The organism is Streptomyces sp. NPDC001100 (assembly GCF_053598575.1).
Genome location: NZ_JBSFKO010000007.1, coordinates 280,256 through 291,913, shown reverse-complemented (window position 1 = coordinate 291,913; position 11,658 = coordinate 280,256). Strand labels below are relative to the sequence as shown.

Sequence of the window (11,658 nt, the reverse complement as noted above, 5' to 3'; positions counted from 1 at the left end):
CCGTGGCCCTGTGTCTGACGGCGGCCCTGGTCCACGTTCTTCTCGTGTTTCTGTACGTGGCGCCCCCGAATCCCCTCTCCCGGCAGTACAGCCGCCAGGTCGACGCGTGGGTCCTCCCCCTGTTCGAGCAGAACTGGCGGCTCTTCGCGCCGGATCCGGAATCGGTCAACCGGCAGATCTCGGCACGGACCATGCACACCTCCCCGGCCGGCACGGTGCACGTGAGAGGCTGGTTCGATCTGAGCGGCGTCGACAACTCTGCGGTGAGGCACGACGTCTTCCCGAGCCACACCGCGCAGAACATGCTGCGACGGGCCTGGAGTTCGTACCTCGAAACTCATGGTGACGACGACCGGCCCCGCTCGGAGCGGGCGCTGATGATGCAGAAGTACCTGACCGACATCGCGGCGGACCGCATCACCGACCACCGTGGCGGCACCTTCGAGTCCGTCCAGCTGCGGGTGATCACCGTGCCCGTCGCCGCGCCGGCCGAGGGGCCCGGTCCCGGCTCGACCGCCACCGCGCCGAAGTCCGTCGAAACGCGGTATCTGCCCTGGTGGAAGGTGACCTCCCGTGGAAACTGAGCAGGCACTCGCTGCGCGCCGCGGACCGGAGCGGATCGGTGCGTTTCTCACCGCCCTGACCGAGCGGCCGGTCTCCCTCTACGCCGCGGCCGTTCTGCGCATCGGCTACGGACTCCTCTACCTGGTCTTCCTCCTACGGGAGTTCCCGCACCGCGACGAGATCTGGGGACCCGGATCACCGTGGACGCCCGAACTGGCCAGGGAACTGTTCGACCAGACAGGGTGGGCCAGCATCCTCACCCTGTCCGACAGCCGGCCGTACTTCGAGACCTGCTACGCCCTGGCCCTCGTCACGTCCGCGCTGTTCATGCTGGGCTGGCGGACCCGGGCGGTGTCCGTGCTGTTCGCGGTCGTGGTGGCGTCGTTCCACGCCAGAGCCATCTTCATGACCGACGGAGGAGACAACCTCATCCTCCTGATGGCGATCTACCTCGTCCTCACCGCGTGCGGCCGGCGCTGGTCCCTGGACGCGCGCAGAACCCGTCGCCGAGCCTGCACGAGGAAGGAGGCGAGCGGCTCGACGGAATCAGGCGCAGCCGACCGCCGGCATCAACTGGACACGTCCCGCCGGGTCTTGACGGCGGTACTCCACAACTGCGGCATGTTCGTCATCGCGGCCCAGGTCTGCTTCCTCTACGGATCCGCGGGCCTCTACAAGGTGCAGGGCGCTTCGTGGGGCAACGGCACCGCCCTCCACTACGTCCTGAACCTCGACCTGTTCCGGCCCTGGCCCGAACTCTCCCTCCTGGCGGACGAACACGACGTGCTGATCGCGGTGGCCTGCCAGCTGACCGTGCTGGTGCAGGTCGCCTTCCCGTTCGTCCTGTTCGGACGGCTCAAGTACCCGGTCCTGACCATGCTGTTGGGCATGCACCTGGGTATCGCCGTCCTCCTGGGCCTGCCGCTCTTCTCCGGCGCGATGGTCGTCGCGGACGCCGCGTTCCTGCCGGACCGCTTCTACCGGGCACTGGCACAACTGTCGCGTCCCCTCGGCCGATGGGCACACGTCGGAGAGGCGGAGGCTGCGGCCCGCAGAGGGACGGCACTCGTGCCCCCGCAGCCGACACCGTCACGCAGTTGAAGGTCCTGTGGTCTGCGCGCCGTCGATCCGGGCGCCGCCCGGGGCAGTGCCGGTCAGTGCCTGAAGGCCTTCTTGGCCTTGTCGCCGAACTGCTTCAGGTTCCCTGAGATCTGGTCGGTCCTGCCGTGCCGCTGCAGGCGCTTGTTGCGGGTGGTGCGGCCGATGCGTTCGGTGACCCGGCCTTTGAATGCCCGGGTCTTGTGCCTGATGGTCTGTCCGATGCTCATGACTGTCCTCTGCTCATGTGCTGGATGGGCTCCTGCGTGCGGAAGAGCGCGCCGGTACGGACTACCCGCGCCTGCGGCCGGACCGGCGGCCACCGCGACGCCGGCCTCCGCCGCGCCCGCGCCTCGCGAAGCCGAAGATCCAGACAACCAGGAGTACGGCGGCGACCCACCAGAGGGCCTGCGTGGTGAAGCCGAACCCGAACACCACCAGGATCAGCAGAAAGAGAAGGATCCACAGGATCATTGCCGGGCCTCCGGGTCGCGGGGAAGTTCCTGAGTTCCGCGGGGGCCGGGCGAAGCGGGGGAAGGGGGAAAGGGGAATGCCGCCCGAACGATCCGGAGCGGCACAGCCCTGTGCCGTTCCGTCAGTCAACGCCCGGCGGCTTCCCGTGTCAACGCGGTGTCGATACGGGGGAGTTCAGAGAGCTGGGCAGGGGCCGCTGGGGCCAACAGGTCCTCGATGAGGGCTTCGACCGGCTCTGGTGTCGGCAGGATGTGGTCCTCCCACCAGGACAGGCCCAGCACGGTGGCGAGGAGGACGAAGGGGGTTGAGGCCGGAAGGATCAGGGCGTACATGTGTGCCGCCTGCGGTGGTGTGCGTGCGTGCGAGGCGGCGGGCAGTGGAAGAGTGCCCGCCCGGGGCGCATCGATGCCGCGCCGGGGTCCGGCGGCTACGGCGGTGCGGGAGCGGCCCGTGGGGGCGGAACGGGTTCCGGCACAGATGCGCGAGACGCGCCCTCGAAGGGACGCGAGAGAGGTGATCGACGCTGCCGGGGGCTCGGGCCGTACCTCGCACGTTAGCCCCTGGCCGCACTCCCGCGACAGGCGTCAAGTGGCCATTCGTTCCGTGGGGGCAGACCGTTACACGGGTCGCTGTCCGCAACCTCGGGGCAGAGCTACGCTGTTGGAACAGGCCCCGGCCCCCGGCAGTGTCGCGTTGTTCCGCCCCGGGGAGGCCCGCCGTGTTCGTTCTGCTTCTCATCCTGATCGTGGTCCTCTTCGGCCTCGGCTTCCTCCATCCCCCGTGGTGGTCTGCGGCGGCCGTGTTGGTCTTCGCCACCACCCGGCACGGCAGCGGTGGTGACGGCTGGATCCGTCGTGACGGTTCCGATCCCGGGGAGTACCGGGATGACGAGAACCGCCGGGATCGGCAGGACCGCTGGGACCGCCGCTACAGCCGTCGCCACCGGGCCCGCTGGAGGCGCGAGGACCGCAGGGACCGTGAACGGCGTGGGTGAGCGACGAACGGCCCGACATCCAGAGGTTCCGGAACGGCTTGCGCCACACCGGACGCGCGGAAACCGTGGAGAGGCAGATGCCATGCGCCGCACAGCCTTCCGTCCGAAGGACTGGTGGAATCCGACGAGGGCCGAGGCCTCGGTGGAGGAGGGCCCGGCGGGCCAGGATGTCGTGGCGCTGCGTACCGAGATCGATCAGCTCCGTCGCGTGCTGGCCGGCCGGACGGTCGTCGACCAGGCGTGCGGCATGGTGATGGTGCTGGCCCCCTGTCGCCGCGGGCCGGCCAGGAACCTGCTGGTGGACGTCGCGCGGCAGTGCAACGCCCACCTTCCGGAGGTGGCAGCCGCCGTGGTCGCCGCCTGGGAGGGTGAGCCGCTCCCGCGGCTCATGCGGCGCGCGCTGCGGCATGCGCTGCGGCGGCTCTACGCGGACGACAGAGGGTGCGACGCACCCACCGTCCGATGAGCCGGCCGTGGCGACGGTACGGACCGGACTGCCCGCGCGGCACCGCCTGTTCCTCGTCCGCCGCGGTCGGCCGTCTGCGACAGCTATCCCGATCTGCATGCCGATCCTCGTCGAGCACGGCAGCCGTACCAGGCTACGGCCGCTCACCCGGCGATCCGATCCCACGGCCTTCGTGAGGTGAAAGGGGCGGTCCGCTACTGCAGCTACTGCAGCGCGTGGACCGCGGCCGAGAACAGCGGGGGCATCCGGGATGCCGCGGGGACGATGAGGCGGGCGGTGCCGGGACGGCGGCTCGCGGCCAGCAGGGCCCCGGTCAGCAGCCGGTGACGTCGGGTCAGCCTCACCCAGGCGCGCTCGTACGCGTCCGGACGGCCCGCGGCCAGACAGCGGACGGCTGCCCCGGCCGTCGCCAGGGCCAGGGCGACGCCCTCGCCGGTGAGGGCGTCCACGTAGCCCGCGGCGTCGCCGACGAGCAGGACACGGCCGGCGGTTCGGCGTCGCACCCGCTGCCGCAGGGGTCCGGCGCCGCGTACCTCCGTCGCGGCCGGGCCTCGCAGGGCTGCGGTGAGGGTCGGGAAGTCGGCGAGGTGTTCGTCGTAGCCGCGGCGGTTGCGGCTGAGGACGGCGACGCCCACCAGGTCGTCGTCGACCGGTGTGACGTAGGCCTCGCCGTGCCGGGACCAGTGGACCTCGACGAAGTCCGTCCACGGCTCGACGCGGTAGTGGCGGCGCAGGCCGTAGCGGCCGTGGGGGCGGCCGGGCAGTTCCAGGCCCAGCGCGCGGCGCACCGGGGAGTGCAGGCCATCGGCGGCGATCAGCCAGCGGGCCGTGGCTCCGGCGGCGGTGACCGTGTCCGCGTTCTGGCGCACCTCGCCGACCTTGCCCGGCAGCATGCGCACGCCGAGGTCGAGGGCGCGCCGGTGGAGCGAGGAGTGCAGTGTCGTACGGCGGATTCCCAGACCGTTGCCGTCGCGGAAGGACGCTTCGGCGCGGGTGGTGCCGTCGATGTAGCGGATGCCGCGCAGTTCGCGGCCGCCGGCCTCGATGCCCAGGGCGCGCAGCGCGGCGACACCGCCGGGCATGACTCCTTCTCCGCAGGCCTTGTCCACGGGCGAGGTCCGGGGTTCGACCACGACGGCCTCCAGGCCGCCGAGTGCGGCGTGGATGGCGGCGGCCAGTCCGGCGGGTCCGCCTCCGGCCACGAGTACGTCGATCACGCCGGTGCGTTCGCGGTCGCGGCGGCCAGGGCCTGGTTCTCGCAGCGGATGCGCACGGTGAGCAGGGCGGCGTTGAGCACCGTGAACGCGGTCGCGGTGACCCAGGCGGTGTGGACGAGCGGCAGGGCCACGCCCTCGGCGACGACCGCCACGTAGTTCGGGTGCCGCAGCCACCGCCACCGGTAGGGGCCGCTCGTCACCAGCGGCAGACCGGGCACGACGATCACCCGGGTGTTCCAACGGGGGCCCAGGGTCTGGATGCACCACCACCGCAGTGCCTGCGCGCCCACCAGCACGGCCAGCATCGGCCAGGCCAGGGCGGGTACGAAGGGCCGGTCGCCCAGCCAGACCTCGGCCGGGCAGGCGACCAGCAGGCCGGTGTGCAGGGCCACCATCGCCGGGTAGTGGCCCTGCCCGGCGACGGTCGCGCCGCGGGCGGTGCTCCAGCGTTCGTTGCGGCGGGCGACGACGAGTTCGGCGACGCGCTCGGCGGCTACGGCGGCCACCAGCAGTCCGTACCAGATCATGTGTCCTTGAGTCCTTCGTGTCCTTCATGCCTTCGAGGGGTCGAACTACCAGCGCAGCAGCACCAGTTCGCAGGCGAAGCCGGGTCCCATGGCCAGCAGCACGCCCGGGGTGCCCGGTGGCGGGCGGTGTTCGGCCAGGGTGTCGCGCAGGACGTGGAGCACCGACGACGAGGACAGGTTGCCGACGTCGGCCAGGTGACGCCAGGTCACGTCGAGCGCGTCGCCGGGCAGGTCGAGCGCCTCGGCGACGGCATCGAGGACCTTGGGGCCGCCGGGGTGACAGACCCAGGCGGTCACGTCCTTCTGCTTGATCCCGTGGTCGCCGAGGAACCCCTCGACGTCGTCGGCGAGATAGCGGCGTACGACGTCGGGGACCCGCGGGTCGAGGACGATCCGGAAGCCGGTGTCCTTGATGTCCCAGCCCATGACGCGCCCGGTGTCCGGGTACAGGTGGCTGCGGGTGTCCACGATCGTCGGGCCGGCGGTCTCGTCCGGGCGGCGCGGACGGTTCGCGCCGCAGGCGACCACCGCGGCGGCGCCGTCGCCGAACAGTCCGGTCGCGACCAGGTTGGCCAGGGAGGCGTCGTCGCGCTGGAAGGTGAGCGAGCACAGTTCGACGGAGAGCAGCACCGCCACGTCGTCGGGCCGGCCCAGCAGGTAGTCGTGCATACGGGACAGGCCGGCGGCGCCGCCCGCACAGCCCAGGCCGAAGAGGGGGAGCCGTCTGACGTCCGGCCGCAGTCCGAGGCGGCCGACCAGGCGGGCGTCGATGGAGGGGATGGCGACACCGGTGACGGAGGTGAAGACCAGCAGGTCCACGTCGGCCGGGGACAGACCGGCCAGGTGCAGTGCGTCCCGGACGGCCTTGGCACCGAGGTCGGTGGCGGCGGCGATGTAGACGTCGTTGGCGGCGCCGAACCCGTCGAGCTCTCCGTACTGTTCGAGCGGCAGCGTCATGTGCCGGGAGCCGACCTTCGCGCTGCGGTGGAGCCGGTCCAGGACCCGGCGGTCGGTGCCCTCCGGCAGGCAGGTGCGGGCCACCATGTCGGTGATCTCGGGCTGGCTGCGACGGTGCGGTGCGAGGGCACCGTGAACGGCGGCGATCCGCGTCATGTGGTTCCCGTCCGGTTGGCGACTGGAGTGAGTCGCTCCCCACGTGTTCCCCGGACCGGGACTTCGACACCACGGATCGCCCGTACGGCCGTTCGCCCCGGAGCGCGCGTGCTCCGGCCGGGTGGGTCCCGGGCGCCTACGATCGGCCGGGTGGGCACTCCCGAGCACGCGACGACCGGCGGTCCCGGGGCGGGTTGGGTCGGCCGGGTGGCCGGCCTGGCCGGGTCGTGCCACCCCGGGCCCGTCGTGGCGGTCACCGCCCTGATGACCGCACTCGCCGTCACGGCCGGTCAGGGCGCCGCGCGTGGTGCCCTCACCGCCGCCGCCGTGCTGACCGGGCAGTTGTCCGTCGGCTGGTGCAACGACGCGTTCGACGCGCGCCGGGACATCGCCGCCGGCCGCCACGGCAAACCCGTCGTCGACGGCACGGTCGGTGTGACGGAGGTGTGGGTGGCCGCGTACGCCGCGCTGGCACTGTGCGTGCCGCTGTCGTTCGCCTGCGGCCTGTGGGCGGGCGCCGTTCACCTGGTCGGGGTGGCGGCGGCGTGGGCGTACGACCTGCGGCTCAAGGCGACGGCATGGTCCTGGGCGCCGTACGCGGTGGGTTTCGCCGCGCTCCCCGCGTTCGTGGCGCTGGGGCTGCCCGGGCAGCCGTGGCCGGCCTGGTGGGTCGTCGCCGCCGGGGCGTTGCTGGGGGTCGGCGCGCATCTGGGCGATGTGCTGCCGGACATCCGCGCGGACCTCGCGACGGGCGTACGGGGCTGGCCGCAGCGGCTCGGCCAGGACCGCGCGCGGCTGTTGCTGCCGGTGCCGCTGGTGGCCGCGTCCGCGGTGCTGGCGCTGGGGCCCGCCGGACCACCCGGCAGCTGGGGAGTGGCGGCGCTGACACTGGCCGGCCTGGTCTCGGTGGCGGGGACGGTGCTGGGACGTCGCTGGGAGCGGGCGGCGTTCGCGGCGGCGGTCGCCGTGGCGGCGGTGGACGTGGCGTTGCTGCTGGTGCGCGGCACCGGGATCGCCTGACCGCGTCGTCTCGCACCGTACGGAACCCGCGCGTATTCAGCGGGAGTTCCTGGAAGGCGGCAGAGAGAGTTCTCCAACTCGGCTGCGGATGCTGTCAGTTCGCGAGTCGGTGATGGGAGTGGTTTCCGCCGGGGAACGGCGGGACCTGCTGTCAGTCGTCACAACTCACTTCTGCCGTCCCGCCGTTCACCCGGTGATCCCCTCACGCGCGGGCCTCACCCCTGGTCCTCGCGCGGCTACCGGAATCGTGCTGGGCGCGCGAGGTCGTCCGGCTCCGCGGCGGTCCACTCCGCGAGGGGAAGGACCAGGGCCCGCAGCACGGTGGGGCCCGGTGGCCTGTAGAGCAGGCCGATGTCGCGCCATCCCCGGGACCGGAATCCGGCACAGGCCGCCCGATGGGTCCGGTCCACCAGGGTGACGCCGAGCAGAGCCCGGCGGTCGGCGAACAGCTGCTCCTGGAGCCGGTCGGCCAGGCCGTGGTACCGCTCGGAGGGACGGACCACCGTCCCGCTGAGGGCGAAGACCCGTCCGGACGTGGTGAGTTGAGCGACGTCCTGCGGAAGCGGTCCACGGAACCCGCTCCACCAGGAGCCGTCACGCGCCACGGGGAATCCGAACGCGTACCCCACCAGGCCGGGTGCCTGGGCGGTCAGCATGGTGAACCCCGGTCGCCAGGTGTCGCGGGTGAGACGCCGCAGGAAGTCCTTCCGGCGGCGGTGCTCCCAACCGGGCGTTGTGGCGCAGGACTCCGCATACAGGTCCGCCAGGTCCTCGCGCAGCCCCTCGACCTGCCAGCGGTTGAGCCGGCGCAGACTCAGAGACGTCCTGCGCATGGCGAGCGGCAGTCGGCCTGGGCGCGTCCGCGGTCGGCTCGCCCCGGGTGGGGCCGTCACAGCACACCGCCCGGGAGAGCGGGCAGGGTCGGCGCGAGCCATGGTGCGGCCTGGGGCAGGGGAACCTGAGGCAGGGGAAGGGGCTGCGGAGGCGTCCGGTATCCGGCGTGGGCATCCGGGAGGCTGAGGAAGAGGGAACCGTAGCCGGTGAGCGCGACGAGGCGCTCCAACGCCGGGCTGGGGTGGTGCAGTTGCAGGGATCCTCCGGCCGCGGCGGTGTGCATCAAGGCGTAGAGGAAGCCGTTGAGGCTGTTGCGGTCGCAGAAGGTCACGGCGGTGACGTCGATGTCGATGGCGCGGATGCCGTCGTGGAGGCAGCGCTCCAGTGACGCGTGCACCAGGGGCGCGGAGTTGAGGTTGATCTCGCCGGTCAGGGTGATCGATGCCCGGTCGTCGGTGTCGTGCCGGTGGACGTTCAGGACGGGTGGGACGCGCATGGGCGGGGTGCCTCGGTTCACGAGACCGCGCCGGGAAACCGGGACGGTCGTACTGTCGTGCGGGCAGGGGGACGACCGGTCCAGCAGCCGACGTTCCGGGCGTGGGACCCGGCCGGTTCCCTCGGGGATGCACGGGGCGAGGGGACGAACGCTCCGCTCTCCGCAGGCATGTGGCCAAGCAGTGGTGGCCCGCCGGGGTCTGGGACGTCCATGTGAAGCATAGTCCCGGGGCCCGTCCCCCGGTCCGCCCCGGAGACGGGTACCACGATGTTTACACAGCGCTCTCGCCGCCGTCGCCGCCGGAGTTCGCTGACACTCGCGGACGTGGTTCGCGCTCAGGTGCCGGCGGCCCGGGAACCCGGAGAGGGCGCCGCGGGCGAAGTCGACGAGGCCGTCGCGGCCGCCCTCGCCCGGTGCGGGCTGTGTTCTGTGGCCTGCCGCCTGCCGTCTGCCGTCCGCCGTCCGCCGTCTGTCAGATCTTGCGCCAGCGTGCGTTGGCCCAGGAGAAGACCCCGAAGGCGATGAGGCCGATCGCTATCACCGTCAGCAGCCAGGGGCCCGCCGGGGTGTCGGCGAAGGTTCGCAGGGTGTCGTCCATGCCCTTGGCCTTGCCCGGCTTGTGCTGGACGGCCGCGGCGATGGCGAAGCCTCCCGCGGTGGCGAAGACGATGCCGCGGGCCGTGCCGCCGAACACGCCCAGGAAGGTGACGACTTGACGCGTCTTCGGGGACATCTCCGCCATCTTGAGGTGCTTCTCGAACTTGCGCAGGATCGCCCGGACGGCGATCCACAGCCCGGCCGCGGTCACCGCGGCACCGGCGATGCCGACGATCCACTGCCCGCCGGGCCAGTCCAGCGCCTTCGCCGTGACGTCCTGGGAGTTCTTGTCGGAACCGCCGCTGCCGCTGCCCTTGTCCCCGGCCGCGTAGGAGAGCACGGAGTACGACACGAAGCCGTAGAAGACGAAACGGCCCGCCGCCATCGCCCTCTTGCCCGGCTTGTCGCCGTCGGGACCCGCCTGCCCGAAGGCCGCCTCCGACAGCCGCCACAGGGACATCCCGGCCAGGGCGATCCCCAGCAGCCACAACAGCACCGTGCCGAAGGGCTTTTGGGCGATCTCGGCGATCGCACCACCCCGGTCGGCCTGCTCACCCCCGCCGGAGAAGGCGATCCGCAGGGAGAGGACGCCGATCAGTACGTAGATGACCCCGCGGGCGACGAAGCCCGCACGGGCCGCCGCCGCGACCGTCTTGCTGTTCGCCGCACGGCGGGCCTGTCCCTGTCCGCGTGCCGTTGCCGATCCAGTAGCCATGTCGTTCCGGATGCCCGCGAAGTACGAGGGCATCCGGGTTTTGTCCTCCCGGCTCGGTGTCCAGGAAAGGTGCAGCCCATGCCGAACACACAGAACGCAGCCCCCGCTGCCGCCCGAACGGCGGGAACCGCCAGCTCCGAGGAGCCCGGCGGTGCGCAGGACGTCGACAGCGTCCTCGACGGTCGGGCCCGGCGCACCAGACGCCGGCTGGAACGGCTCATAGGGATCGCGGCCACGGAAGGCAACGCGCTGGTCCCGTTGCGCAACGGGGACGAGATCTTCGGCGCCATGCTGGGCCGGATCCGTTCCGCCCGCCACACCGTGGACATGATGACCTTCGTGTACTGGAGGGGGGACATCGCCCGGCAGTTCGCCGACGCGCTCGCGGAGCGGGCGCGGGAAGGAGTGCGCGTACGGCTGCTGCTGGACGGCTTCGGGAGCCGGCTCATCGAGAAGGACCAGTTGGGGGCGATGGAGCGGGCCGGGGTGCAGGTGGCCTGGTTCCGCAAGCCGCTGTACCTGTCTCCGCTGAAGCAGAACCACCGCTGTCACCGCAAGGTCCTTGTCGTCGACGAGGAGACCGCCTTCACCGGCGGCGTCGGCATCGCCGAGGAATGGTGCGGCGATGCCCGCAACCCGAAGGAATGGCGCGACACCCACGTCCAGGTGAGCGGACCCGCCGTGGACGGGCTGGCCGCCGCCTTCGCCCAGAACTGGGCCGAGTGCCATGACGAACTCTTCGACGAACGCGACCGGTTCACCGACCACATCCCCCGGGGCGATGCCGTGGTCCAGGTGGTGCGGGGCTCGGCCAGTTTCGGCTGGCAGGACATGCAGACCCTGTTCCGCGTGATGATCGAGACGGCGGAGGAGAGGCTCCGGCTGGCCACCGCCTACTTCGCACCCGACGCGTACTTCATCGAGCTGCTGTGCGGCGCGGCCCGCCGAGGGGTCGAGGTGGAGATCCTGCTGCCGGGCCCGTACACCGACAAGCGGGTCTGCCAACTCGCCGGCCAGCGCTACTACGAGGAGCTCACCGCCTGCGGGGTGAAGATCTACCACTACCAGCCGACCATGCTCCACACCAAGGTCGTCACCGTCGACAGGGCTACGGCGCTCATCGGCTCGACGAACTTCAACCGTCGCTCCCTCGACCACGACGAAGAGGTCATGCTCGCCGTGCTGGACCCCGCGTTCACCGCGACGCTGGACCGGCACTTCACGGAAGACCTTGAGCACAGCGAACTCATCAGTGCCGGACGGTGGAAGCGACGCGCGCTGCTCCAGCGCGTCCGGGAGACGGCCGTCCTGCCGATACGACGCTTCCTCTGACCCGTCCATCGGCCTCGGCCCCGATGCGCACGCCGACCGGTTCCGTTCCTGGACCTGCGGGTCGGGGCGGCGGACGGCGACAACGGACCGGCGCTGTACCCGGATTCAGCGGTCAGGGACGTGGGATCAGGGATGTGGGATGAGGAGAAAGCCGCGCGAGTTGCTGATCGGTGAGTCGGCCGCCGCGTGGACGGTCGGCCGGGACGTGAAA

General features: G+C 71.6%; 15 protein-coding genes. 6 read left to right on the top strand and 9 right to left on the bottom strand.

Going from position 1 to position 11,658, the window contains the following annotated elements:
• Nucleotides 1–44: 44 nt before the first annotated feature.
• On the top strand, nt 45–584 hold the full coding sequence (locus tag ACWDEW_RS13240) for a DUF5819 family protein (protein ID WP_450512368.1): 540 nt from the start codon (nt 45–47) through the stop codon (nt 582–584).
• Complete coding sequence (locus ACWDEW_RS13235) at nt 574–1,665, top strand: HTTM domain-containing protein (protein ID WP_450512367.1); 1,092 nt, start codon at nt 574–576, stop codon at nt 1,663–1,665. The genes ACWDEW_RS13240 and ACWDEW_RS13235 overlap by 11 nt, the downstream gene beginning before the upstream one ends.
• Before the next feature lie 53 nt (nt 1,666–1,718).
• Here ACWDEW_RS13235 and ACWDEW_RS13230 read toward each other — a convergent pair whose 3' ends face one another.
• The 3 genes from ACWDEW_RS13230 to ACWDEW_RS13220 all read right to left on the bottom strand — a co-directional run bounded on the left by ACWDEW_RS13230 (nt 1,719) and on the right by ACWDEW_RS13220 (nt 2,468).
• Entirely contained in the window at nt 1,719–1,892 is a 174-nt protein-coding gene (locus ACWDEW_RS13230; protein WP_450512365.1) for a CsbD family protein, read from the bottom strand.
• A gap of 61 nt (nt 1,893–1,953) precedes the next feature.
• On the bottom strand, nt 1,954–2,136 hold the full coding sequence (locus ACWDEW_RS13225) for a hydrophobic protein (RefSeq protein ID WP_450512364.1): 183 nt from the start codon (nt 2,134–2,136) through the stop codon (nt 1,954–1,956).
• 125 nt (nt 2,137–2,261) lie between these two features.
• Nucleotides 2,262–2,468, bottom strand: coding sequence for a hypothetical protein (locus ACWDEW_RS13220; protein ID WP_450512362.1), 207 nt, complete (start codon nt 2,466–2,468; stop codon nt 2,262–2,264).
• 386 nt (nt 2,469–2,854) lie between these two features.
• On the opposite strand from ACWDEW_RS13220, the gene ACWDEW_RS13215 reads away from it, so the two are divergent.
• Nucleotides 2,855–3,130, top strand: a complete 276-nt coding sequence (locus ACWDEW_RS13215) for a hypothetical protein (RefSeq protein WP_450512360.1) — start codon at nt 2,855–2,857, stop codon at nt 3,128–3,130.
• A gap of 82 nt (nt 3,131–3,212) precedes the next feature.
• Complete coding sequence (locus ACWDEW_RS13210; RefSeq protein ID WP_450512359.1) at nt 3,213–3,596, top strand: ANTAR domain-containing protein; 384 nt, start codon at nt 3,213–3,215, stop codon at nt 3,594–3,596.
• 203 nt (nt 3,597–3,799) lie between these two features.
• Here ACWDEW_RS13210 and ACWDEW_RS13205 read toward each other — a convergent pair whose 3' ends face one another.
• Genes ACWDEW_RS13205 through ACWDEW_RS13195 form a run of 3 tightly spaced genes read right to left on the bottom strand, consistent with a single transcriptional unit; the run spans nt 3,800 to nt 6,453 of the window.
• On the bottom strand, nt 3,800–4,813 hold the full coding sequence (locus tag ACWDEW_RS13205) for an NAD(P)/FAD-dependent oxidoreductase (RefSeq protein ID WP_450512357.1): 1,014 nt from the start codon (nt 4,811–4,813) through the stop codon (nt 3,800–3,802).
• Complete coding sequence (locus ACWDEW_RS13200) at nt 4,810–5,340, bottom strand: isoprenylcysteine carboxyl methyltransferase family protein (RefSeq protein WP_450512355.1); 531 nt, start codon at nt 5,338–5,340, stop codon at nt 4,810–4,812. The genes ACWDEW_RS13205 and ACWDEW_RS13200 overlap by 4 nt, the downstream gene beginning before the upstream one ends.
• A gap of 45 nt (nt 5,341–5,385) precedes the next feature.
• Nucleotides 5,386–6,453, bottom strand: a complete 1,068-nt coding sequence (locus ACWDEW_RS13195; protein WP_450512353.1) for a type III polyketide synthase — start codon at nt 6,451–6,453, stop codon at nt 5,386–5,388.
• Between the two features lie 150 nt (nt 6,454–6,603).
• Here ACWDEW_RS13195 and ACWDEW_RS13190 point away from each other — a divergent pair, with 150 nt between their 5' ends.
• Entirely contained in the window at nt 6,604–7,473 is an 870-nt protein-coding gene (locus ACWDEW_RS13190; RefSeq protein WP_450512352.1) for a UbiA family prenyltransferase, read from the top strand.
• Between the two features lie 236 nt (nt 7,474–7,709).
• Here ACWDEW_RS13190 and ACWDEW_RS13185 read toward each other — a convergent pair whose 3' ends face one another.
• From ACWDEW_RS13185 to ACWDEW_RS13175, 3 genes are all read right to left on the bottom strand, one after another.
• Complete coding sequence (locus tag ACWDEW_RS13185) at nt 7,710–8,306, bottom strand: hypothetical protein (protein ID WP_450512350.1); 597 nt, start codon at nt 8,304–8,306, stop codon at nt 7,710–7,712.
• Between the two features lie 56 nt (nt 8,307–8,362).
• Nucleotides 8,363–8,803, bottom strand: a complete 441-nt coding sequence (locus ACWDEW_RS13180) for an STAS domain-containing protein (protein WP_450512348.1) — start codon at nt 8,801–8,803, stop codon at nt 8,363–8,365.
• A gap of 472 nt (nt 8,804–9,275) precedes the next feature.
• Nucleotides 9,276–10,115 (bottom strand): DUF1206 domain-containing protein, encoded by an 840-nt coding sequence (locus ACWDEW_RS13175; RefSeq protein ID WP_450512444.1) that lies wholly within the window; start codon nt 10,113–10,115, stop codon nt 9,276–9,278.
• Nucleotides 10,116–10,193: 78 nt separating this feature from the next.
• Here ACWDEW_RS13175 and ACWDEW_RS13170 point away from each other — a divergent pair, with 78 nt between their 5' ends.
• The gene (locus ACWDEW_RS13170; RefSeq protein WP_450512346.1) at nt 10,194–11,447 is read left to right on the top strand and encodes a phospholipase D-like domain-containing protein; all 1,254 of its coding nucleotides are present in this window, start codon (nt 10,194–10,196) and stop codon (nt 11,445–11,447) included.
• Nucleotides 11,448–11,658 lie beyond the last annotated feature (211 nt).